Source organism: Sediminibacterium sp. TEGAF015, assembly GCF_025997995.1.
Lineage (GTDB): Bacteria > Bacteroidota > Bacteroidia > Chitinophagales > Chitinophagaceae > Sediminibacterium.
This window is the reverse complement of sequence record NZ_AP026683.1, coordinates 2,564,077-2,586,944: the sequence shown is the minus strand read 5'-3', so window position 1 is coordinate 2,586,944 and position 22,868 is coordinate 2,564,077. Positions and strand designations below refer to the sequence as shown.

At 39.4% G+C, this 22,868-nt stretch carries 22 protein-coding genes, 1 tRNA gene and 1 riboswitch; of the genes, 5 read left to right on the top strand and 18 right to left on the bottom strand.

Annotation, left to right across the window (positions count from 1 at the left end):
* Nucleotides 1–95 precede the first annotated feature (95 nt).
* A complete protein-coding gene (locus tag TEGAF0_RS11610) occupies nt 96–1,448 on the bottom strand; it encodes an APC family permease (RefSeq protein ID WP_264898417.1) in 1,353 nt (450 codons plus the stop codon).
* 13 nt (nt 1,449–1,461) lie between these two features.
* A riboswitch (cobalamin riboswitch) is annotated at nt 1,462–1,664 on the top strand.
* A gap of 114 nt (nt 1,665–1,778) precedes the next feature.
* On the opposite strand from TEGAF0_RS11610, the gene TEGAF0_RS11605 reads away from it, so the two are divergent.
* The 5 genes from TEGAF0_RS11605 to TEGAF0_RS11585 all read left to right on the top strand — a co-directional run bounded on the left by TEGAF0_RS11605 (nt 1,779) and on the right by TEGAF0_RS11585 (nt 6,880).
* A complete protein-coding gene (locus TEGAF0_RS11605; protein WP_264898416.1) occupies nt 1,779–3,710 on the top strand; it encodes a TonB-dependent receptor plug domain-containing protein in 1,932 nt (643 codons plus the stop codon).
* 84 nt (nt 3,711–3,794) lie between these two features.
* Entirely contained in the window at nt 3,795–4,820 is a 1,026-nt protein-coding gene (gene cobT, locus TEGAF0_RS11600) for a nicotinate-nucleotide--dimethylbenzimidazole phosphoribosyltransferase (protein WP_264898414.1), read from the top strand.
* Nucleotides 4,821–4,843: 23 nt separating this feature from the next.
* A complete protein-coding gene (locus TEGAF0_RS11595) occupies nt 4,844–5,686 on the top strand; it encodes an adenosylcobinamide-GDP ribazoletransferase (protein WP_264898411.1) in 843 nt (280 codons plus the stop codon).
* A complete protein-coding gene (gene cobC / locus TEGAF0_RS11590; protein ID WP_264898410.1) occupies nt 5,665–6,276 on the top strand; it encodes an alpha-ribazole phosphatase in 612 nt (203 codons plus the stop codon). The genes TEGAF0_RS11595 and cobC overlap by 22 nt, the downstream gene beginning before the upstream one ends.
* Nucleotides 6,277–6,301: 25 nt before the next feature.
* A complete protein-coding gene (locus TEGAF0_RS11585; protein WP_026764280.1) occupies nt 6,302–6,880 on the top strand; it encodes a MarC family protein in 579 nt (192 codons plus the stop codon).
* Nucleotides 6,881–6,882: 2 nt separating this feature from the next.
* Here the strand turns inward: TEGAF0_RS11585 and TEGAF0_RS11580 are convergent, their stop codons facing one another.
* From TEGAF0_RS11580 to gmd, 17 genes are all read right to left on the bottom strand, one after another.
* Nucleotides 6,883–8,553 (bottom strand): sodium/sugar symporter, encoded by a 1,671-nt coding sequence (locus TEGAF0_RS11580; RefSeq protein ID WP_264898407.1) that lies wholly within the window; start codon nt 8,551–8,553, stop codon nt 6,883–6,885.
* Between the two features lie 309 nt (nt 8,554–8,862).
* A tRNA-Arg gene (locus tag TEGAF0_RS11575) sits at nt 8,863–8,934 on the bottom strand.
* 30 nt (nt 8,935–8,964) lie between these two features.
* Complete coding sequence (locus tag TEGAF0_RS11570; RefSeq protein WP_264898405.1) at nt 8,965–9,894, bottom strand: 1-phosphofructokinase family hexose kinase; 930 nt, start codon at nt 9,892–9,894, stop codon at nt 8,965–8,967.
* A 36-nt stretch (nt 9,895–9,930) separates the two neighbouring features.
* Nucleotides 9,931–11,100 carry a lycopene cyclase family protein gene (locus TEGAF0_RS11565; protein ID WP_264898404.1) on the bottom strand — a complete coding sequence of 390 codons (1,170 nt, stop codon included), beginning with the start codon at nt 11,098–11,100 and terminating at the stop codon, nt 9,931–9,933.
* A gap of 3 nt (nt 11,101–11,103) precedes the next feature.
* A complete protein-coding gene (locus TEGAF0_RS11560) occupies nt 11,104–11,571 on the bottom strand; it encodes a sterol desaturase family protein (RefSeq protein ID WP_264898402.1) in 468 nt (155 codons plus the stop codon).
* Nucleotide 11,572: 1 nt separating this feature from the next.
* Nucleotides 11,573–12,247, bottom strand: a complete 675-nt coding sequence (locus TEGAF0_RS11555) for a carotenoid biosynthesis protein (RefSeq protein WP_264898400.1) — start codon at nt 12,245–12,247, stop codon at nt 11,573–11,575.
* Nucleotides 12,237–13,730 (bottom strand): 1-hydroxycarotenoid 3,4-desaturase CrtD, encoded by a 1,494-nt coding sequence (gene crtD / locus TEGAF0_RS11550; protein ID WP_264898398.1) that lies wholly within the window; start codon nt 13,728–13,730, stop codon nt 12,237–12,239. Before crtD ends, TEGAF0_RS11555 begins: the two co-directional genes overlap by 11 nt.
* Nucleotides 13,731–13,734: 4 nt before the next feature.
* Nucleotides 13,735–14,259 carry an isopentenyl-diphosphate Delta-isomerase gene (gene idi, locus TEGAF0_RS11545; protein WP_264898396.1) on the bottom strand — a complete coding sequence of 175 codons (525 nt, stop codon included), beginning with the start codon at nt 14,257–14,259 and terminating at the stop codon, nt 13,735–13,737.
* A gap of 4 nt (nt 14,260–14,263) precedes the next feature.
* Complete coding sequence (locus TEGAF0_RS11540; protein ID WP_264898394.1) at nt 14,264–15,100, bottom strand: phytoene/squalene synthase family protein; 837 nt, start codon at nt 15,098–15,100, stop codon at nt 14,264–14,266.
* Nucleotides 15,093–16,592, bottom strand: a complete 1,500-nt coding sequence (locus TEGAF0_RS11535; protein ID WP_264898392.1) for a phytoene desaturase family protein — start codon at nt 16,590–16,592, stop codon at nt 15,093–15,095. The genes TEGAF0_RS11540 and TEGAF0_RS11535 overlap by 8 nt, the downstream gene beginning before the upstream one ends.
* A gap of 25 nt (nt 16,593–16,617) precedes the next feature.
* Complete coding sequence (locus tag TEGAF0_RS11530) at nt 16,618–17,118, bottom strand: RNA polymerase sigma factor (RefSeq protein ID WP_026750948.1); 501 nt, start codon at nt 17,116–17,118, stop codon at nt 16,618–16,620.
* A 171-nt stretch (nt 17,119–17,289) separates the two neighbouring features.
* Nucleotides 17,290–18,168, bottom strand: coding sequence for a MerR family transcriptional regulator (locus TEGAF0_RS11525; RefSeq protein WP_264898389.1), 879 nt, complete (start codon nt 18,166–18,168; stop codon nt 17,290–17,292).
* A 40-nt stretch (nt 18,169–18,208) separates the two neighbouring features.
* Nucleotides 18,209–19,072 carry a glucose-1-phosphate thymidylyltransferase RfbA gene (rfbA, locus tag TEGAF0_RS11520; protein WP_264898388.1) on the bottom strand — a complete coding sequence of 288 codons (864 nt, stop codon included), beginning with the start codon at nt 19,070–19,072 and terminating at the stop codon, nt 18,209–18,211.
* A gap of 17 nt (nt 19,073–19,089) precedes the next feature.
* Nucleotides 19,090–19,647 carry a dTDP-4-dehydrorhamnose 3,5-epimerase gene (gene rfbC, locus TEGAF0_RS11515; protein ID WP_264898386.1) on the bottom strand — a complete coding sequence of 186 codons (558 nt, stop codon included), beginning with the start codon at nt 19,645–19,647 and terminating at the stop codon, nt 19,090–19,092.
* Nucleotides 19,648–19,649: 2 nt separating this feature from the next.
* Nucleotides 19,650–20,705, bottom strand: coding sequence for a dTDP-glucose 4,6-dehydratase (gene rfbB / locus TEGAF0_RS11510; RefSeq protein ID WP_264898385.1), 1,056 nt, complete (start codon nt 20,703–20,705; stop codon nt 19,650–19,652).
* 44 nt (nt 20,706–20,749) lie between these two features.
* On the bottom strand, nt 20,750–21,694 hold the full coding sequence (locus tag TEGAF0_RS11505; protein ID WP_264898384.1) for a GDP-L-fucose synthase family protein: 945 nt from the start codon (nt 21,692–21,694) through the stop codon (nt 20,750–20,752).
* Nucleotides 21,687–22,802 (bottom strand): GDP-mannose 4,6-dehydratase, encoded by a 1,116-nt coding sequence (gene gmd, locus TEGAF0_RS11500; RefSeq protein ID WP_264898382.1) that lies wholly within the window; start codon nt 22,800–22,802, stop codon nt 21,687–21,689. Before gmd ends, TEGAF0_RS11505 begins: the two co-directional genes overlap by 8 nt.
* Between the last annotated feature and the right edge of the window lie 66 nt (nt 22,803–22,868).

The window sequence follows — 22,868 nt, the reverse complement described above, 5'->3', positions numbered from 1 at the left end:
GAACAAAAATAAGTTATTCGGCGAGGCTTTTACAGAATTTAGACAGACGGAAAGGAAAGGGATAGTTTTGTGTTTAAACTCGTATGAAAGGCAGTTTATGCCTGTTTAGTGCCATTTTTCACCCGCTGACTAATAAAATAGATAGCCATAAACGCGGCCAGTACTCCTGTTCCAACCAATGCAGTCTGGGGGGTTTGAATGGCAATGCTAACCCCAACAAAACAATAAGTAGCCATGAATATCAGTGGCAACAAGGGGAATAGTTTCATTTTATAAATTCCTGTACCGTCGAGATGTTTGGTCTGTTTCCTGAGCTTAAAAATGGTTGCACTGGAAGCCACCATACCAAAGCAATCCAGGAATATGGTAAAATTTAGAATTGCATCAAAGGTTTGCGCAAAAAATAAAATGATCAGACAGGTGGCAGCAAATACAGTTAGTGAAACTACAAGCACACCGTTTTTTTCATTTTGTTTTGAGAATATTTTAGGAATAGACCCTTCATCACTCATGGCAAACATAACCCTTGGGTTACTCATCAACAAGGCATTCACATAGGCTAGTACACCGAAAAATAAAAAGAAGGAAAAGACTGCTGCACCCTTCGGACCAAATACTTTATTAATGACTGCATATGCAATTTCTCTTTCCCCTTTCATTTGCTCAAAGCCGACAATCTGATAATAGCTGTAATTCACAAGCAAATACAGCACGATAATAATGGCAATACCAAAGAAAATCCCTTTGGGAATATTACGCGCAGGGTTCTTTACTTCAGAACCAAAATTGATAGTTTGCTGATAGCCCCCGTAAGTAAATGACACAGCAATTAAACTATATCCCAGACTTTGTATCCAGCTCATTTCGGGCGTTGAGGGGATTGCAGCTGTAGCAGACTCGGCAATTGCCGCAGCTGAGCTTGTATCGTACGGAAATAAGAGTGCCGCAATCAATACCAGGATCATTCCAATCTTGATAATCATCAAAATATTCTGGGCACGGGAACTCATTTTTAATCCTCTCAGATTAATGAGATAAAATAAAATAATAGCACCTGCACTTAGCAAAGCCTTGTCTACATCTGTCCAGGGAGTTCCCGGAAAAAGTTTGGCAATATATCCACTGCCTATTATAGCTACCACACTTAAACTTGCCGCATTACTGATCAAAATAATACAGTTGATAGCAAAGGCAATACTGGGATGATAGGCATAAGAGAACACTTTATAGTAACCACCCGTTGCCGGAAACCGGCTACCAATTTCTGCATAGGTAAGTGCCCCACACAAAGCCACAAAGCCCCCCATTAACCAGGCCGCAAAATAAACAGAAGGCTCAATAGCATGCTGCGCGCTGGTTGCAGCCGATCTGAAAATTCCCATACCAATTACCAGACCCACCACAATCATGGTGAAACTAAAAACATTTAGTTGTTGATTCCCTTTCATAAGGATAAATATATACATTTGCTGCGTTACTGGTTCATCTGCCTCAGCCAGATGATTAAAAGGGAAGTCCGGTGCAATTCCGGCGCTATCCCCGTAGCTGTAACCCATGCCTTCGGGCAAACTTTTGAATCACTACAACCACTGTTCTGAAAGAGGAATGGGAAGGACATTCAAAAGGTGGGAAGCCAGAAGACCTGCCAATAGCAAACAAGTATTCACGGCTTTCGGGTGAAAAGCATGGAATCTAAAGTGCTGCTGCAGCAGTAGTTTATTTTTCGCCGTTTTTTTATTTTCCTGGAAGCTCATTGTTAACCTTAAATAAAATGGACAATGAGCAAAAAATTAACGCTCTTCCTAACCTTGCTATCAGGCGCAAACCTGTATGCACAAAAAGACAGTCTACGCACCAGTGTGCTGGACGAAGTTGTGGTAACTGCCAATAAGCAGGAACAAAAACAAAGTACTACCGGTAAAGTAATTACAGTGATTGGACCTGCTGAACTTTCCAAGAGTGCCGGTAAATCACTGGGTCAGGTATTAAACGAAACAGTTGGCCTAACCATCAATGGGGCTTTGAACAATGCAGGTACCAACCAGACTGTATTCATGCGTGGAGCCAATAGTGGCCGAACCCTGATATTAATGGATGGCATACCTGTATATGATCCTTCTCAAATTGGAAATGAATTTGATTTGAATATATTTTCAATAAATGATGTGGAAAGAATAGAAGTATGCAGGGGTGCACAAAGTACTGTTTACGGAAGTGATGCCGTTGCCGGTGTAATCAATATTATAACGGTTAAGCAAAATGTAAACAAACCTGTAAATATAAAAGCCACCCTAACAGGAGGAAATTTAAACAGCTTTAAAAGCAATCTTCAGGTATTTGGCAAATGGAAGAAACTAACGTACACCTTGCGCAATGCAGCCATTAATACCAATGGATTCAGCGCTGCAGCTGATACTTTGGGCAACCGGGATTATGACCGCGATGGATATCATGGAAATACTACTACGGCAGCCATTCAGTATGCAGTTACAGAAAAACTGTTGTTAAAAGGATATGGTCTGTACAGCCAGTACCGCGCTGGTATTGATGCAGGTGTTTTTAGTGATGACAAACATTATCAGCTAAAAAACAATTTGCTGAATACAGGATGGGGCGCTATTTATAAGACGAAAGGATTTCAGCTAACTGCCAATTATCAGTACAGTGAAACCAACAGAGGATATGAAAGGGATAGCCTTGATAAACGTGTCTTCAGTTATTTTCAGCGAAACCAATATTATGGCAAAACTCAGTTTGCCGAGTTGTATGCCAATTTCAAAATCAATCAATATTGGTCTTTACTACAGGGAATAGAATATCGCTATGCTAGCATGAATAACCAGTACAAATCGGTTAGTAGTTTCGGACCTTTTAATTCTGGTTTTAAAGACACCAGTGTTCATCAGACATCAATTTACAGTTCTCTTCAGTTTAATAGCTTAAAAGGTTTCTTTGCAGATGCAGGATTCAGATTGAATAAACATTCCATCTACGGCAATAGCACCACGTTTACTTTTAACCCTTCTTATGCTGTGAATGAGCAATTACGTTTATTTGGTAGTGTAGCAACGGCTTTTAAAACCCCTTCCCTATTTCAACTCTTCGACACATTCAGTGGCAGAAGAGATCTGAAAGCAGAAACCAGTACAAGTATTGAAGTGGGAATGGCGCATCAATATACAGGATTCAATAGTCGCCTGGTGGCATTTTACAGAAATACCAACAATGGTATTGATTACGATTATGTTCGCAACAAGTACTACAATTTTGTAAAACAGGTTGCATTGGGTGTAGAATATGAAACCAATATACAGCTAAGTAAGGCCCTGCAACTAAAAATGAATTTTACTTACCTCAGCATGACTGATTCTACACAAAGTCGCGTTAACTTCAAGGATACAGGCTATGTGTATGGACTTAGAAGACCTGGCTTCCAGAGCAATATAGTACTACAATACAGCCAGCCAAAATGGAGTGTTACCATATCCGGAAAATATGTGGGAAGCAGATCTGACATTGGCGGTTTCAGAAGAGTCGATGTTTTGCTGCCTTCCTATTTTTTGTTGGGAGCTTATACGGAATACAGGTATAATGAGAAGTTGAAAATATTTATAGACACACAAAATATTACAGGCAATCGTTTTACCGACTTGAGAGGCTTTAATGGAATTCCGTTTATTGTGAACAGCGGCATTACGCTTCAATTTTAGAATAAAGAATAGTTTACCTTTTGCCAAATAATTTGATACAATACAAGTTTGCAAATTAACCGCTAATTATCTAAAGACTATTTAATGCTAAAAGATCAACTGCAAAACAAAATCAACGGTAAAACGAAGCCCATTGGGGCGTTGGGAACTTTAGAAGAAATTGCTTTACAAGTAGGACTTATACAGAATACCTTATCGCCTACAATTGTAAAACCTACGATTCTTGTTTTTGCAGGGGATCATGGCATTGCAGCAACGGGATTGGTAAATCCTTATCCCCAGGCAGTAACAGCACAAATGGTTTTGAACTTTTTACAGGGAGGTGCCGCCATTAATGTTTTTACCCAATTACACAATCAAAATCTGATTGTAGTTGATGCTGGTGTAAATGCAGACCTGAGTCACTTGCAACAAGAAAATTTTATTCATGCCAAACAGGGAATGGGCAGCAGAAACTATTTAGCCGGAGAAGCACTTAGTAAAGAAGAAGTAAATAATAGTATTGCTATTGGTAAGCAACTGGTCATAAAAATTACTGCTGAAGGATGCAACTGTATTGGTTTTGGCGAAATGGGCATTGGCAACACATCCGCTGCAGCATTGATAATGCATGCAATAACTGGATTACCACTTAGTTCTTGTGCAGGAAATGGAACAGGTACCAATGAAGAACAGTACAAAACCAAATTAGCCACTTTAGAAAAAGTTGTTGAACTGCATCAGGTTGCTCAGCTGGCAAATGATCCATTTAAGTTATTAGCTGCCGTAGGAGGTTTTGAAATTGCTATGATGACAGGTGCTTATTTATCGGCTGCAGAAAACAAGATGGTAATTGTTGTAGATGGATTCATTGCAACTGCGAGCTTATTAATTGCTGCAAAACTATCCCCGGACATTTTATCCTATTGTCTGTTTGCCCATAATAGCATGGAACAGGGTCATACAAAAATGCTGGAATTCCTGAAGGCCAAACCTTTACTGCAATTAGGATTGAGATTGGGCGAAGGAACAGGGGCCTCATTGGCCATTCCGATTATTCAGTCAGCCGTTGCATTCATGAATCAGATGGCATCCTTTGAACAGGCAGGTGTAAGTACTGCCTCAGAATAATTATCTTCCATTAAATTTAAGGAATGGGCCAGCAATGGGTTTTGTTTAAAACAGCCATCATGTTTTTCACCCGCATTAAAGTGGGTAACCTTCCCTATAGTAAGGAAACCCTTCAGGCGTCTGCACGTTATTTCAGCTGGGTTGGGGTGATTGTTGGGCTAACAGGAGGATTGGTATTGTGGGCAAGCAGCGTTGTATTCTCTCCTCCTTTATCCGTATTATTTTCAATGCTAAGTACCATCCTATTAACCGGTGCTTTTCATGAAGACGGATTTGCAGATTGTTGCGATGCATTTGGCGGTGGTTGGACAGTAGAAAAAATACTGACCATCATGAAAGACAGCAGACTAGGCACTTATGGAGTAATTGGTCTGATTGGAATTTTGTTTACCAAGTATCTGTTACTACTGGAGCTTACAGAAAATTTTCCTTCTAGTATCTTACTTTGGGTTTTAGTAGCTGCACACGCCAATAGTCGATTCTGGGCCACAACTCTAATGCAGAAGCTGGTGTATGTACAGGATATTGATGCCAGTAAATCAAAACCACTTGCAGACAGAAAACTGACCAGAAAAGAAACTACCATTCTTTCTTTCGGCAGTTTTGCTCCCCTTGCCCTATTCTTTATTATTCTTTACACGCCTGTTAGCGAGTTGAATCATTTTCACCTTGATATAACATTTATTTCCTGGTTTTTGTCTTTCTTATTCTGGGTTCAGGTTCCTCCCTTTATAGTTCAGCTATTTGCAGTTCGGTATTTTAAAAAATGGATCGGGGGTTATACAGGGGATTGCTTAGGGGCTACTCAACAAGTTTGTGAAATTGCATTTTATTTAGGATGTTTATGCCTATGGAAATTTATTTGATTAGACATACTACCCCGAATATAGAAAAGGGAATCTGTTATGGTCAGGCAGATTTAGATATAACGGAAACATTTTTAGAAGAAGTAGCATCTATTAAACCGCATTTACCACAAAAAGAAGTAAAGGTGTATAGTAGTCCATTACAACGCTGTAAAAAACTGGCTGATGCCCTCTTTGAAGGTATGGAAATAGATGTTCATGAAGACCTGATGGAACTCAATTGCGGCAATTGGGAACTGCAGCGCTGGGATGATATTCCAAAAGAAGAAATTCAGCCTTGGATGGAAGACTTCGTGAATGTTCGCGTGCCCAACGGCGAAAGTTATGTGGATTTGCATGAAAGAGTAGTGAATCGTTTTACTGAAATAGCTTTGCGTAAAGAACCCGCTGTAATAGTTGCGCATGGAGGCGTTTTGAGAAGTATTCTTTCGCATATTACCAATACTCCTTTAAAGGAATCCTTTGATGTATTCACTTTGCATTATGGATGTGTAGTAAAAATCAGTTTATCAGATAACGGAATGAAACACGAGCTTTTATACAATCATTCGCGCCAGGGTAAAGAATGGCATCGCCCAACTGTTTCTTAAATTGTATCTTTAAAAAAACAAGTTTATGGAATTTCAGATTGATCAACTGCTAACAGTAACGTTTACACTATTTGCGGTAATTGATATTGTAGGTTCTATTCCCCTATTAATTTCTTTAAAAGAAAAAATGGGAGGTATCCGCTCCATTCAAGTAACCCTGATTTCAGGAGCATTAATGATCTTGTTTTTATTTGCAGGTAAGCCTTTTCTTAAAATATTAGGACTAGATATCCGATCCTTTGCGGTGGGCGGCTCTATCGTAATTTTTTTATTGGGCCTTGAAATGGTTTTGGGTCATGAAATTTTTAAAGGAGATAACAATGCAAAAAGCAGCAGTGTTGTACCAATTGCCTTTCCCATTATTGCAGGATCGGGAACCCTTACTACTATCATGTCGCTGAAAGCAAATTTTGAAGAACTCTATATTTTACTTGGAATCATCATCAATCTGGTGGTTGTCTATATTACTTTACGATTGCTTAAAGTAATTGAAAGGGCTTTAGGTGAATCAGGATTACTCGCTGTGAGAAAATTCTTTGGAGTAATCCTGATTGCTATTGCCGTTAAAATCTTCAGTACCAATATTGCAGCTTTTGGTAAATAAGCTTACCAAAGTACTGTATACAAAGCGGTAATAATTCCAAATAAAACCAAAACACCTACTACAAAAGTAGGATGCAGTTTAAACATGCTTCGATCTACTTCAAGACCGTTTGTTTGAACACCACGTCTTGCATCCCATATACTAATGAAATACATAAAGACCAGACATATCAGGAAGACAATACCCATTCTGTCTAAGAAAGGAATTTCAAAAACACCCTGAGCATTTGCTACTGCATAGCCGGAAGAAGCCAGCCAGGAAAGGTCTACATATGCGGGCATAAATTTGAAAATAATTGACAAAACAAATCCTCCGATGGTAGCAAACAACGCGGCATTGGATGTTGTTTTTTTCCAGAAGAAACCAAGGAAGAACATAGCAAATACACCCGGAGAAACAAAGCCCGTATATTCCTGAATGTATTGGAAGCCTCCTTTTTTATCAATGCCCATAAAGGGAGCAACTGCCATGGCCAGTAACATAGCAACTATAATGGAGACTCTTCCAATATTCACCATTTGCTGTTCGCCAGCTACTGTATTAATTTTCTTTTTATAAATATCCAGCGTGAAAATGGTAGCTATACTGTTTGCCTTACCAGCCAGAGAGGCAACTACTGCTGCAGTGAGCGCTGCAAAAGAGAGCCCCTTTAATCCCACCGGTAATAAATTCAACAACACAGGATAAGCACGGTCTGGGTTTACTTCTCCATCCTGCAATAATTCAGTTTGAAAATATCCCTGCTGATGCATTACATATGCTGCAATACCTGGTAACACTACAATTACAGGCATGATTAATTTTAAGAACCCCGCAAACAATAAACCATTTCTTGCCGTAGGCAAATCTGCTCCCAGTGCACGTTGTGTAATGTACTGGTTGCATCCCCAATAATTTAAATTGGCAATCCATAATCCCCCTATTAAAACCGTTAACCCTGGCAAGTCTGAAAAACTAGGATTATCCGGTTTCAAAATCATATGAAAATGATCATCGGCTTTTTCTGTTAATACTTTAAATCCGTTGATTAATCCAGTAGTTCCATTTTGTTCGGCCACCAAATTCAGTGCTATATAAGTAGCTGCAAGCCCTCCCAGTATTAAAAAGAATACCTGAATTACATCGGTATAACCAATTACTTTCATACCTCCTAATGTAATCAGCACTGCAAAAAAGCCCAGTGCAATCATACAAACGGTGAAGGAAATTCCTGAGATACTACTAATGGCCAATGCTCCTAAGAATAAGATAGATGTCAGGTTTACAAACACATAAAGTAATAACCAGAATACTGCCATAATCATTGCTACCGTATCGTTGTAACGTACCTGCAAGAATTGTGGCATAGTGAATATCTTGTTTTTAAGATATACTGGCATAAAGAATATGGCCACTACAATTAATGTAACTGCTGCCATCCATTCGTAACTGGCAATGGCTAATCCCATTTTAAATCCACTGCCACTCATACCTATGAATTGCTCAGTTGAAATATTCGAGGCAATTAAGGATGCGCCGATAGCCCACCAGGTTAGCGATCCTTCTGCTAAAAAATAATCTTTGGAACTGGCTTCCTTTGCCTTTTTTCTGCGGTATACCCAGATACCATATCCGGCTACCAAGATGAAATAAAACAGGAATACTAGGTAATCGGTTTGTTGCAATGCATTCATACAGCTAGGTTATAATCGTTTAAGTGAACCTAAGCTATACAATTATCAAATGTGTTTGTGTGGATAGGGAGAGATTTTTTTCTCATTTGTAGGGGGTGGGTGGGTCTGGGTTTCCAGGATTGTCGGCAATACTCGCCAAGATTGCCAGTCTCGCTTCGCTCAACTGTCTTCCCCCCGTATTGAACTTACTCAAACCCTTCGCATGCCAACCTTCGGTTGCCCTGCGGGTTTTTCGCTTATTCGCTTGTCCGAATAAATTCGGACCGCTCAATCGCAAAAAACCCTCGCAGCTTTCGCTGCGAGGGTTTGTGGTCTCGCCAGGAATCGAACCTGGATCTGGAGCTTCGGAAACTCTTATACTATCCATTGTACTACGAGACCAATAATGGGTGCAAATGTAACGGATGCTTGTTAATTCTGTTTCATCTCAGCAAAAATGCGTTCGGTATCTTCCAGTTTACACAGTTCAGTCCCTTTATGCAATGTGGCAGCAGATCCAGCTGCTACCCCATACTGCAATACATCTTTCCATCCCCAACCTTTGGTTAATGCTGCCAACATGCCGGCTACCATACTATCTCCTGCTCCAACTGTGCTCAATACTTCTGCCTTTGGCGCACAAGCTTGGTATACTTCATTGTTAGTAATCAGCATAGCTCCATCCGCACCCATTGAAACAGCCATTGCTTCACAGCCACCGGCCGCAATAACCTGTCTGGCTGTTGGCACAACATCTGCTACATCAATCCATTCTTTACCAACAAGGGAAGCCAGTTCCCGCAAATTGGGTTTTATTAAAAACAATCCCTCTTTCGAAGCTGCTTTCAATGCATCACCAGATGTATCTATGATTAATCTTGCATTTAACTGAGCTGCTATTTTAGCTATTTCATGAAATACAGCTACGGATGTTCCTGGAGGTAAACTTCCGCTAACAACAACATAATCAGCATGCAAACAATTGCCAATGGCCTGCATCAATGAACCCAGTTCCTTTTCAGAAACGTTTTCTCCTGGCATTCCAAAACGGTACTGTAATTTTTTATCTTCATCAAATACCACAAAATTCTCCCTTGTATCATTTGCAGTTTCAATAGCAGTATACCTTACGCCTTCTTTTATCAATAGAGATTCCAACGCTTTTCCTGTGTAGCCGCCCGATAAAATAATAGCTTCTGAATCAACACCCAGTTTTTTTAATGCCCTTGAAATATTGATGCCACCACCACCTGGCTCTACTTTTGAAGAGAGCGCACGTAATTTTTTTTCGGGTACCAGTTCCGGTACAGAAATGCTTTTATCCAAAGCTGGATTGAGCGTAATAGTTACAATATGCTGCATTGCTTAAAGTTACAAAATATGATGGTAAGAGACAGATCAACGCTTGCCCTGACTGACTATTTCCTGTAATGCAGCGGGAAGGAAAATACGGGTGGGCACACTGCTCATAATTTTGAGATCGGTTAATACATCACTCTCATTATCTAAAAAAGACAAAACACTTGAAGCTTTGTTTCCCTTGAAGATGGAAGCAAAAATAAGATCACCCGGCATTTTTTTATAATGCAGCACGTGTAATAAAACAGCATCATACAAATGACCTTTTTTTTCAGAAAAGGATTTATTGATTGCTAAAGATCTCCCTTCCTTCAATGCCTTCACAATTGCTGCCGTACGTTTTTGTATAGACTTGAAGGCATAGCCACTACTCGCTTTTGCCTCTCCCCCTGCAATACCAATATAAATATGATTATCCTGATATCGCGGAAAGTTGTGTGTGGTCATTGGGATTATACCTTTTTCACGGTGCACAATGGTATAGTCCTGAATTTGTAATTCACTTCCGATATAATTTCTGAGTGCTTTTTCGTATGCTTCATCCGGCAAAAGCTGTTCAGTAAACAAAGTGTATTCAACCAATGCCTTTGTGGTTGAAGTGGGTAATACATACATGAAAGTAGTACCCTGTTCTTGACCTACCCTAAAATCCATAAAGACTGCTTTTCCCGGGTTAAAACAGGGTGAAGCAGTTTCAATTTCCCACCCGGTAAAATGTTGCAGAAAGTGATAGTCTGATGGTGCTGTTTGAATAGGTTCAAATAAAATACTACTGAAAACAAAGCTTGCGTAAATAAGGGTACCGTCTGTTAATTCAACACCAGCTAAGTTTTGTGTTGTATGTTTCAATGGCTTTTTTATCGAAGCCTTTCTCCATTCAATATTAGGGGCTGCTGCAATTGCATTCTTTACATAGGCATAAAAATCAATGCCTCTAATCATTTTATACTTGTAGGGAGCAATATCGAGTACGGTAGAAAAGTGATTAGAGAAAAAATCCAGCTCATTCCATTGATGATGAACAATTGGCTCGAAAATATCGGGGTCTTTTTCCCAGAAACACCAGGTTCTATCATTCACGGTCTTATCATCTGAATCTAGTACCAATATTTTCTTAGAGGAAAAAAATGGATCACTGGCCAACCGTAAAAGTAAGCTCATTCCTGCACAGCCTGCTCCGGCAATAATGAAGTCGTATTGATTATTCAAGGCTTATACAGCTTTTAGCTTTTCGTCGCGTCTGATTTTATCCCAATACTTCTTTGCAACTATTAGCATACCGAAGCTTTCACCTTCTTCTTTATTGAGGTGTTTGTGGTGCATTTTATGTGCCCAGCGAATGGCTCTGATATAGCGATTATTACTGCGGGTAAATAATTTGATACGCTGGTGTATGATAATTTCATGAACAAGGAAGTAGGCAAATCCATACATAGCAATTCCGGCACCAATACTTACTACCCAGTAATTCTGATTCATACTCCCCAACATAATACATAGCCAGCTTGGTATGGCAAAAATGACAAAAAAAGCATCATTTTTCTCCCAGAATCCCGGACCTTTCTGATGATGGTCTTCATGCAAATACCAGAGAAATCCATGCATTACATAGCGATGGGTTAACCAGGTAATCCCTTCCATTAATACGAATACCAATAAAGTAAAAAGTACATACCACATGCTATAAAAATATTCTAAGTGACAGAAAAAAGAGTGCCTGTATAATTAACAAGTGTATGGCAAAATGGTTTTGGGCCTTTAATTTAAGCTGTTGCTGAACTGCCAATAAAATGGCGCTTATCCCAAACCAGCAGACATAATTCAACATAGGAATACCACCACCTTCCCAGGACCAGAACCCTAGCTTTATGGCTACCGGCTCCATCAACCAGTCAAAAAAAGTAGCCAACACTGCACCATCAATAATAACAGACCACTTAATGATGGCAACTGGTATTGGGGCTTCATATTTAGCCAGCATTACTTTGTTCAATTTGTTCATGAGCGATCCACAGCAAAACACAATCACAAACCAGTTCATACCAATCAAAAAGGGTACGCCCAATAATTGAGGGCCCATCACGGTTCCATATACATAATCCCCAAATAAGATCCCTGTATTTACACCTATCATTTCTGTAACCATACCGGTTACAAAAGCAAGAATAAAAAACAGCACAAAACCTTTTTCAATTTTTTCCTGACTGGCAGCCAGCAATATTCCCATCAAAATAAGTGTTAGTGGAGTGTTGGCGATGAACCATTCCTTATAAGGGGTGAACAAAATACCCAGCACACCCATAAAATGAAACAAGATGGCTATGAACAATGGTATGGCTGGCTTATTATACAACATCGGCTTTTACTAAATCTGACATAATTGCTGCACTAGACAAACAGAGAGGAATTCCACCTCCGGGGTGTACACTTCCTCCTACAAAGTACAAACCTTTTATGGTATTACTGAAATTAGGGTGACGCATAAAAGCCGCCATCTTGCTATTAGAACTAGTTCCGTACAAAGAACCCATATAGGATGCAGTTTTTGTTTCGATACTCACAGGGCTTAATACTTCTTCCACTTCTATGTACTTAGCTATATCTTCTCCTATAATACTATTCAGTTTTTGCAGTATTGCTTTTTTGTAAAAATCGCGAATAGCATCCCAATCCTGGCCATTATTTGCAGGTGCATTGACCATTACAAACCAGTTTTCTTTCTCTGAAGGTGCCTGGATACCAGGCTCACATTTGCTTGTAATGTTGATGTATACAGTAGGGTCGGCAAAAGGCTGACATGTATGAAACAAAGAATTAAATTCTGCTTCGTATTGCTCGCTGAAAAAAATATTATGCAAACTCAGTTGCTCAAAAGTTTTGCTCATGCCCCAATAAAAAATAAATGCACTACTGCTTCTTTCCTGCTTCAATATTTTTTTAGCTTTCAATGGCTCACCCAATAAATGCTGATAGGTAAAATAAACATCCATATTACTTACTACCAGATTGGCCATTATATTTTCTCCATTCACTACAACGCCTTGAACTTGGTTATTTGCACGAATAATCTTATCTACCGGAGTATCAAATATGAACTTCACTCCTTTCTTTTCTGCAAGTGCAAACAAGGCACGTGTAATGCTGATCATTCCTCCTTTTGGATAGAAAGTTCCTTCATTGTGTTCCAAATGAGGAATCAAAGAAAGCATGGCCGGTGCTTTGTAAGGATTGCTGCCATTATAGGTAGCATATCTGTTAAAGAGTTGCACCAATTTGGATGATTGAAATCTGGATTGATTGTACTGATGTAAACTGGTAAAGAGATAAGGCCATTTCAGATATTGAATGGCTTTGGCTACAGGCGCTTTAAATAAGGTTGACAAGCGATGCAATGTATATTTTAGAAATATATCTGCAATGTTTTCATATGCATTGGCCGAGTGTCGTAAATATTCGTGTACATGCTCAGCTGGCTCCCCTGTTTTTACCTGTATTTCTTCTGCAAATTTCTCATGATCCGCATATGCTTTTATCAGGGTGCCATCCTGATAAAAATAATGACAAGCAACTGGCACACGTTCGTAAGAGAAATAGTTTTCCATTGGCTCATTGGCCAATACAAATAATTCTTCAATCAACTTTGGTCTGGTAAATAAACTGGGACCTGCGTCAAATTGATATCCATTTATTTCAAAATGGCTCAGTTTTCCACCCGGATAGTTGTTTTTCTCATACACTGTTACTTCGTACCCCATTACCTGCAGACGTATGGCAGATGCCAGGCCTGCGATACCCGCACCTATAACAATTGCATTTTTACTGGACGAATTTTCACTCATTCCTTTAGCGATATTTTTCTTGCCACCAGGCTTTAACTTTCGGAAATGCTATTAAAAACCAGGAAGTAAATTGTGCTGGCTGGGCTTGAATCATGGTTTCTATTGTATCAAAGCTACGAAAAGCATGGGCTTGTACTTCCGAAGGATTCATTTCAATACTTCCTTCATAAGTTCCAATAAATACATGATCAAATTCGTATTCAGTTAAGCCGTTATCAAAAGGTGCTTTATATACAAAGTCAAAGGCTTTTTGCAAAGGTGTCTGGAAACCCATTTCTTCCTTTAGTCTGCGATTCGCTGCCTGCGCAACAGATTCGCCTGGTCTGGGATGACTGCAACAGGTATTGGTCCACAGATTAGCGCTGTGGTATTTTTCACTGGCTCTTTGCTGCAATAACATTTCTCCGGAGCTATTGAAAACAAATACACTGAATGCTCTGTGTAATAAGGCCTTCTCATGAGCTTCCATTTTTTCCATGAAACCAATTTCTTCGTCAGCTTCATTTACCAGAATCACTAGTTCTGTCATTGGATTATAGCAGGTTTAGTTGACTACGAATACCCGCTTTGGCCAGAATGAAAACCTTACCATGATCGGGAATTCTCACCCTGGTGTCTAATATCTTCTGTGGCTGTAGCTTTTTGATTTTTTTGAACAGACTTAAATAATATTTATATGCTACATATACGCCAAATCTTGCTTTAAGAGGCAATTGAACAATTCCTTCATATGCATGATCAAAATCACGCTGAATATCCTGCTCAATTTTTAGTTTGTCTTCCTGTGTGAAATTACTGAAGTCGCAACCTGGAAAATACATCCTGTCTAATCCCTCAAAATCTGCTTTCAGATCACGAAGAAAGTTTACTTTCTGAAAAGCAGAGCCCAGACTGCAGGCATAAGGTTTAAGCTGTTCATAGCTATTTTTATCGCCATTGCAAAAAACGTACAAACACATTAAGCCAACTACTTCGGCACTTCCATAGATATATTCCTCATACCCGTTTCTATCATACTGCTTCTTACCCAAATCCATCTCCATGCTCTTCAGGAAGGCATCAATTAATGAATGGTCAATATTGTATTCATTCACCGTTAACTGGAAGCTGTGCAAAATAGGATTAAGTGAAATTTTTTGCTCAATGGCTTCATAAGTAGCCTTTTTAAAATCAGTCAGCAATTTTACTTTGTCAAATTCATGAAAAGTGTCCACTATTTCGTCTGCAAATCTTACAAACCCATAAATATTAAAAATGGGCGTTCTAAGATCTTTATGCAAGAGCCGAATGGACGAAGAAAAACTCGTGCTATACAGCTCCGTAGTAATTCTGCTGCATTCCTGACTTACCTGATGAAACAGTTTAATCATATAATTTGGTAATTTCTTTAGCTACTACTTCACCGCTGATCAGACTGGGAGGAACTCCCGGACCCGGAACGGTTAATTGTCCTGTAAAGAATAAGTTTTTAACTTTTTTACTTCTGCATGACGGCTTTAAAACAGCAGTTTGCAGTAAAGTGTTCGCTAAACCATAAGCATTTCCTTTGAAAGCGTTATAATCTTCAATGAAATTGCTTTGGGCAAAAGTCCTTTTATAAATAATAGCATCTTGTATTGACTGGCCAATTTGTTCCTCTACTCTTTTAATTATCTGCTGAAAATACTTCTCTCTTAGTTCTTCCGTATCCCCGGTTAAACCAGTTGCCACAGGTATTAATAAAAATAAGTTTTCGCATCCTTCTGGCGCAACCGTTTTATCTGTTACTGAAGGTGCGCACAAATAAAACAGTGGATTGGTTGGCCATTCCTTGGTTGTGTAAATTTCTTTACCATGCAAACTAAAATCGGTATCAAAATACAAGGAATGGTGCGTTATGCCCTCCAGTTTTTTATTTAACCCGATATAATACAACAAACAACTGGGAGCCATCACACGCTTATTCCAATAAGCAGCTGAATAGGATTGATATTCACTTGGTAACAAAACAGTTTCAACATGATGATAATCGGCTCCACCAACTACCACATCAGCATCAATTGCCACACTTGTTTTGCCTGCAGGTGTATTCACCAGGCAGGAAACAGAATTTGCTACCCCATCTTTAATATTAATGCCTGTAACAGAATGATTAAACCTAAATTCTACGCCCAATGATACCGCCAAATCATACATGGCTTTTGCAATTTCATACATTCCTTTTTGCGGATACCAGGTTCCTCCTTTAATATCGGCATAGTTCATTAAACTGTATAATGCAGGAGTGTGTTCGGGCAATGCACCTAAAAACAAAACGGGAAATTCCATCAATTCTACCAGCTTCGGATTCTTGAAATACTTGCCCACATGAGCTTTCATAGAATTGAAAACATCCAGCTTGAATACCCCTTTTATTAAATCAAGGTCTAAAAATTCCAACAAGGATTGACCCGGTTTAAATACGAGTTTATTTACCCCAACTTCATATTTATAGGCCGCTTCTTTCATGAACAGGTCTAGCTGCTCACCGGCACCAGGTTCCAATTTTTCAAAAAGGGCTTTTAATTCAATATAGTTTGCGGGGATATCTGTAATGCCATCAGGCCAGTAAACACGATAGGATGGATCCAGTCTTTCCAATTGGTAGTAGTCGCTGACTTCTTTTCCAAATTGCTGAAAATATCGCTCGAATACATCTGGCATCCAATACCAGCTGGGCCCCATATCAAATGTAAAGCCTGCTGCTTCAAATTTGCGGGCTCTGCCTCCCGGCATATTATGTTGTTCCAATACCATAACTTTCCAGCCCGATCTGGCTAGAAATGAGGCCGCAGACATACCTGCGAAACCGCTGCCGATTACGATCGCTTGCTTTTGCTTCACTTGACGAGTAAGTTAATGAAAATTCTTAGAAACGCTGAATATGAGATTTCAACAGTTTTCTGGCAAAGTGAATCCTGCTCTTGATTGTACCTAAAGGTTCATCCAGCATTTCTGCAATTTCATGGTATTTGTAACCATCAAAATATAAAAGAAATGGATTTTTAAAAATCTCAGGAAGATTGTGAATCGCCTGCTTTACTTCTTTCATATTAATATTTGCAATGGCTTCGTTGGCTACTGCACCCTGATTGAAGTCTAATAGAAATTCATTGGGGGTATTATCAAAGATGGTAGACTGTTTAGACTTTCTTCTGTAGTTATTGATGAAAATATTACGCATGATGGTGTACAACCATGCCTTAATATTCGTTCCTACATTGTACTTGTCTTTGTTAGCCAATGCCCGGAATAAAGTTTCCTGATACAAGTCTTTTGCCGCTTCCTGATCGCGCGTTAAAGTAACCGCGAAAGGTTTCAAAAAATCCGCATTATTGACCAACATTTGATTAAAATCTAGCGTAGACATGGCGTATTGTTTAATAATTTGAAGCATAAAGCTAAACATATAATTCGGTAATGCCCCTGTATTTTGTTTAATTTTTTAAAAATATTTGTTAAACAAACCAGCCCGCATATAGCGGGCTGGTTAATTGTTGTTTAAACATTATACTTAAATCGTATGTAGCGGCATAAATGCTTACAAAGTGCCTATATATTCAGTTACTTCTGCCAAAGACTTCTTGAAAGTCACATTGGTTGGTACCCGTTTTTTGTAAGACTGAGTCAAAGCCCCTGAAACAATTACGGAGAACTCTGGTATTCTATTTTGTACGTTCACTAAGAACTTCTCAAAATTAAAATTGTGCGCAACAGAAGTTAGATGGGAATACAAGAAATCAGGTTTCTTTAAAGTGGCCACATATTCTACATCTTTCAATGGTACATTCGCACCCAAGTAAATCACTTTAACCCCTCGGCTCTTAAACAGATAATAAGTAAATAAAATACCTAACTCATGATGTTCACCCTCAGGCAAAAACAACAAGACCGTTTTTCGCTGTGTAAGGGGAGTCTGACAGGTTTCGATACCCATGATGAGTTTCTGACGAATAATATTCGTTACCAGGTGCTCCTGAGCAGGATTGATGTGGTTGGTGAGCCAGAGTATTCCGATGCGTTCCAGAAAAGGGAAAATAATCTGTGGAATGGTTTTTTCAATTCCCTTGGTTTTGATATAGCCATCAACAAGCATTTCAAATTCCTCCAGCTTCATGTCGATCATGCAGCTGATCAATTCATTCACAATTCTTTCCTGCTGTGCTTGCGCCTGATTTAAACTAAGGGTTTTTTCACGCATTTCATCCGCACTCATGCGGTCAATATGCGAAATCTTGAACCCATACTTATTCAGTAAAGCTATGTTCAAAACCGTCTTTAATTCATCGCCTGAATAATAGCGAATATTGGTTTCTGTACGCTGTGGGTTAAGGAACGAATACCGCTGTTCCCATATACGGATGGTATGCGCTTTAATACCCGACAGGTTCTCTAAATCTTTGATTGTAAAGGCATTCATAGCATTAGTAACGCTGCATTGCCGATTTTGTTTAAAATACCTACAAAACCTTTAAACGCTTCAGGTATTCACCATAACCACTTTTAGCATATTTTTCAGCTAAAACCATGAGTTGTACGCGATCAATGAATCCCATACGATAGGCTACTTCCTCTATACAACCAATTTTCTGACTCTGTCTTTTCTCAATAACTCTTACAAATTCACAGGCATCCGCAAATGAATCAAAAGTACCCGTATCTAACCAGGCTGTACCTCTGTTCATAATACCCACCTGCAATTTTCCCGCGTTCAGGTAAACACGGTTTACATCGGTTATCTCATACTCGCCTCTGGGTGAGGGCTTGATATTTTTGGCAATTTCCACAACTGAATTATCATAGAAATATAGTCCTGGTACTGCATAATTAGATTTAGGCTGCTTCGGCTTCTCTTCTATGGAAATCGCTTTTTTATCTGCATCAAATTCAACTACACCATATCGCTCCGGATCATTTACTTCATAAGCAAATACCGCCGCACCGTTTACATCGTTGAAGCTTTGCACCAGTTTACTGAAACCTGCCCCATAAAAAATATTATCCCCCAGGATCAGGCAAACTTTATCGTTCCCAATGAATTGCTCTCCAATCACAAATGCCTGCGCCAATCCATTGGGTTCGTGTTGAACAGCATACGTGAACGAACACCCAATTTCAGCACCATCTCCCAATAATCGCTGGAACTGATCGGAATCTTGCGGAGTAGTAATGAACAGGATTTCCCTAATACCTGCCAGCATCAACACCGACAGCGGATAATAAATCATGGGCTTATCGTATACCGGCATCAGCTGCTTACTGATTCCTTTGGTAATTGGATACAACCTGGTTCCTGATCCTCCTGCTAAAATGATTCCTTTCATATCTGCGGTATAAATATTTAAAATTGTAAGCTATTGATACAGTCTTTCAAAAAAGGCAGTTCCTTGTCTTTATCTGAAAGCAATAATTGATCAGCAGGCAACTTCCAATCAATGCCCAGATCCGGGTCATTGAAAGCAATGCCTCCTTCAGATGCTTTGTGATAATAATTATCACACTTATAAAAAAATGTTGCCTGTTCACTCAATACTACAAAACCATGTGCAAAACCACGTGGCACAAAAAACTGCGTACGACTCTCTCCACTCAATTCTACTGCTACGTGCTGACCAAAAGTTTTTGAGTCTTTTCTTAAATCTACCGCAACATCCAGCACAGTTCCATTTAATACACGAACTAGTTTCGCTTGCGCAAACTCTCCATGCTGAAAATGCAAGCCCCTCAAAACACCTCTGCCCGACTGAGACTGGTTATCCTGTACAAAATCTACTGCTACGCCTGTTTTCTCTAGAAAAGTGCTTCTATTAAAACTCTCAAAAAAATACCCACGACTATCACCAAAAAATGTATCGTGAATTATAAAACAACCTTCTATGGGGGTATACTCTATCTGCATGATTATTTGTTACTATACATGGATTCGTAATAATGCTGGTAATTACCACTGGTAACGTTGTTCAGCCATTCGGTATTGGCCAAGAACCAATCAATGGTTTCACTCAACCCCTGCTGGAAAGTAACCGTTGGCTTCCAACCCAGCTCACGGTTAATTTTGGTAGCATCAATCGCATACCTTCTGTCGTGACCAGGGCGATCTTTGATATAGGTAATTAGTTTTTCGCTAGTACCTGCCGGCTTGCCCAGCTTTTCATCCATTTGCTGACACAATAATTTTACCAGATCAATATTCTTCCATTCGTTAAATCCACCAATATTGTAGGTTTCTCCATTCACTCCTTTATGGAATACCAGATCAATGGCCAGCGCATGGTCTTTCACATACAACCAGTCACGTGTATACAATCCATCTCCGTAAACAGGCAATGGTTTCCCCTGCAAAATATTATTAATAAACAAAGGGATCAGTTTCTCCGGAAAATGAAACGGCCCATAGTTATTGGAACAGTTGGTAATTACAACCGGCAAATGATAGGTTTCATGATAAGCTTTTACAAAATGATCGGAAGATGCTTTACTTGCAGAATATGGCGAACGTGGATCATAGGCGGTTTCTTCCGTGAACAAACCCTCTGTTCCCAGACTTCCGTATACTTCATCCGTTGATACATGATAAAAACGATGATTGCTCAAATCCGCTGCCCACTTCTGTTTTGCGGTATTCAACAAATTAACAGTCCCAATCACATTGGTGTACACAAAATCCAAAGGAGAAACAATGGAACGATCTACATGCGACTCAGCTGCCAAATGTATCATATCTGTAACCTGATATTGGTCAAACAAATCCTCCACAGCTTTTACGTCCAGTATATTCACTTTGGCAAAATGATAATTGGGTTTGTTTTCAATATCACGTAGATTTTCCAGATTGCCAGCATAGGTTAACGCATCCAGGTTAATAATAGTATAATCAGGATATTTATTAACGAATAATCTTACAACATGCGAGCCTATAAAACCGGCGCCCCCGGTAATGATGATTCTCTTAGACATAAATAATTTTGTATGAATATAAAGTTACTGTTTTGTATGCTTACTTATTTTCCTGAGCTATTCCAAGGAGCATTTTTTACCAAATCATAGACCATTGAAATGCCCTGATATAAATCTATCCTGGCTTTCCAGCCAAATCCATTGATTTTGCTTACATCCATTAGTTTTCGGGGGGTACCATCAGGTTTGGAAGCATCCAGCACAATCTCACCCTGATAGCCTGTAATTTCTTTAACCATCTGAGCAAGTTCCAGAATAGTCACATCTACTCCTGTTCCAATATTTACCAAACCTTTTTCATTATAATTTTCCATCAGGTACAAACAGGCTTCTGCCAGATCATCCACATGCAGAAATTCTCTTCTTGGAGTTCCTGATCCCCAGATTGTAACTGTAGCTTCATCATTTGCTTTAGCAGTAATGAACTTACGCAACATGGCTGGCAATACATGACTTTTTTCCAGATCGTAGTTGTCATTGGGACCATACAAATTCGTGGGCATGGCAGAAATAAAATTACAGCCATACTGGGCACGATAACTGTCACATAATTCTATACCTGCAATCTTTGCAATTGCATAGGGTTGATTGGTTTCTTCCAAATAGCCACTGAGTAAATATTCTTCTTTCAGCGGCTGTGGGGCCATTTTAGGATAAATACAGGAAGAACCTAAAAACAATAATTTTTGCACACCATTTACATAACTCTGATGAATAATATTACTCTCCATCATAAGGTTGTCGTAAATAAATTCTGCGCGATATGTGTTATTAGCAACGATTCCACCAACTTTGGCTGCAGCCAGAAATACATAGTCGGGCTTTTCTGTTGCAAAGAAATCAGCAACAGCCTGTTGATTCCTCAAATCCAGCTCCTTTGAAGTTCGGGTAATAATAGAAGTATAACCTAAAGTTTCCAGCTTTCTGACAATAGCGCTACCCACCATGCCTCTGTGACCGGCCACATATATTTTTGCTTGCTTATTCATGTTCCTTTTCTGTTGCAAATCCATTGTCTTTCAACAACTGTTCTTTTTTAAACAATACAATATCTGCCGCCACCATCTCTTTTACCATTTCAGCTAAAGTATATTTAGGCGACCAGTTTAATTTCTTCTTAGCCTTGGTTGCATCTCCAATTAATAAATCAACTTCAGTAGGTCTGTAATAACGAGGGTCTACTTTTACCACAACCTGTCCTACTTTCATAGATGAGTGTTGCACATTTTCAATAGCCGCAATTGTACCTATTTCATTCACTCCCTCTCCACTAAATGCCAGGGTAACTCCTACTTCAGCGAAAGCCATTCTAACAAAATCACGGATATAAGTAGTAACTCCAGTTGCCAATACAAAATCTTCTGGCTGTTCTTGCTGCAACATCAGCCACATTCCTTCTACATAATCTTTAGCATGCCCCCAATCTCTTTGTGCATCTAGGTTTCCTAAGTAAAGAACATCCTGTAATCCCATCGAAATACGGGCTACGGCGCGGGTAATTTTTCGGGTTACAAAAGTTTCTCCTCTTAACGGACTTTCATGATTGAATAAAATTCCATTGCAGGCATACATGCCATAGGCTTCTCTGTAATTCACTGTAATCCAGTAAGCATATAACTTAGCTACCGCATAAGGGCTTCTGGGATAAAATGGCGTGGTTTCACTTTGCGGAACAGCCTGTACCAATCCATATAATTCTGAGGTAGATGCCTGATAGAATTTTGTCTTTTTAGTTAACCCCAGCAAACGTATTGCCTCCAATATTCTCAATGCTCCCACTCCATCCGCATTGGCGGTGTATTCGGGTGTTTCAAAACTCACATGCACATGACTCATGGCAGCAAGGTTATAAATTTCATCGGGCTGCACTTCCTGAATAATCCGAATCAAATTCGTACTATCAGTTAAATCGCCGTAATGCAGTACCATATGTCGGTCTGGAATATGTGGGTCCTCGTAAAAATGATCGATTCTTTGTGTATTGAAAAGCGAACTCCTGCGCTTGATTCCATGCACTTCATAGCCCTTCTTCAGCAGCAGTTCTGCTAAATATGCACCGTCCTGGCCGGTGATGCCCGTAATTAATGCTTTTTTCATGATCCTAGATTCATGCAAATATGCAACCTAAAATGCATATAGCATAAATTGGTAGCAATATCCAAT

What these genes read in the sequence shown, in the direction of transcription:
- rfbA (WP_264898388.1), bottom strand. Translation starts at nt 19,072, where the DNA reads ATGAAAGGAATCATTTTAGCAGGAGGATCAGGAACCAGGTTGTATCCA.
- cobC (WP_264898410.1), top strand. Translation starts at nt 5,665, where the DNA reads ATGCCTATGGAAATTTATTTGATTAGACATACTACCCCGAATATAGAA.
- TEGAF0_RS11555 (WP_264898400.1), bottom strand. Translation starts at nt 12,247, where the DNA reads ATGTTGTATAATAAGCCAGCCATACCATTGTTCATAGCCATCTTGTTT.
- TEGAF0_RS11505 (WP_264898384.1), bottom strand. Translation starts at nt 21,694, where the DNA reads ATGAATAAGCAAGCAAAAATATATGTGGCCGGTCACAGAGGCATGGTG.
- TEGAF0_RS11610 (WP_264898417.1), bottom strand. Translation starts at nt 1,448, where the DNA reads ATGAAAGGGAATCAACAACTAAATGTTTTTAGTTTCACCATGATTGTG.
- TEGAF0_RS11560 (WP_264898402.1), bottom strand. Translation starts at nt 11,571, where the DNA reads ATGTGGTATGTACTTTTTACTTTATTGGTATTCGTATTAATGGAAGGG.
- rfbC (WP_264898386.1), bottom strand. Translation starts at nt 19,647, where the DNA reads ATGCAGATAGAGTATACCCCCATAGAAGGTTGTTTTATAATTCACGAT.
- cobT (WP_264898414.1), top strand. Translation starts at nt 3,795, where the DNA reads ATGCTAAAAGATCAACTGCAAAACAAAATCAACGGTAAAACGAAGCCC.
- TEGAF0_RS11605 (WP_264898416.1), top strand. Translation starts at nt 1,779, where the DNA reads ATGAGCAAAAAATTAACGCTCTTCCTAACCTTGCTATCAGGCGCAAAC.
- TEGAF0_RS11595 (WP_264898411.1), top strand. Translation starts at nt 4,844, where the DNA reads ATGGGCCAGCAATGGGTTTTGTTTAAAACAGCCATCATGTTTTTCACC.
- TEGAF0_RS11570 (WP_264898405.1), bottom strand. Translation starts at nt 9,894, where the DNA reads ATGCAGCATATTGTAACTATTACGCTCAATCCAGCTTTGGATAAAAGC.
- rfbB (WP_264898385.1), bottom strand. Translation starts at nt 20,705, where the DNA reads ATGTCTAAGAGAATCATCATTACCGGGGGCGCCGGTTTTATAGGCTCG.
- TEGAF0_RS11585 (WP_026764280.1), top strand. Translation starts at nt 6,302, where the DNA reads ATGGAATTTCAGATTGATCAACTGCTAACAGTAACGTTTACACTATTT.
- idi (WP_264898396.1), bottom strand. Translation starts at nt 14,259, where the DNA reads ATGACAGAACTAGTGATTCTGGTAAATGAAGCTGACGAAGAAATTGGT.
- gmd (WP_264898382.1), bottom strand. Translation starts at nt 22,802, where the DNA reads ATGAAAAAAGCATTAATTACGGGCATCACCGGCCAGGACGGTGCATAT.
- TEGAF0_RS11580 (WP_264898407.1), bottom strand. Translation starts at nt 8,553, where the DNA reads ATGAATGCATTGCAACAAACCGATTACCTAGTATTCCTGTTTTATTTC.
- crtD (WP_264898398.1), bottom strand. Translation starts at nt 13,730, where the DNA reads ATGAGTGAAAATTCGTCCAGTAAAAATGCAATTGTTATAGGTGCGGGT.
- TEGAF0_RS11540 (WP_264898394.1), bottom strand. Translation starts at nt 15,100, where the DNA reads ATGATTAAACTGTTTCATCAGGTAAGTCAGGAATGCAGCAGAATTACT.
- TEGAF0_RS11525 (WP_264898389.1), bottom strand. Translation starts at nt 18,168, where the DNA reads ATGAATGCCTTTACAATCAAAGATTTAGAGAACCTGTCGGGTATTAAA.
- TEGAF0_RS11530 (WP_026750948.1), bottom strand. Translation starts at nt 17,118, where the DNA reads ATGTCTACGCTAGATTTTAATCAAATGTTGGTCAATAATGCGGATTTT.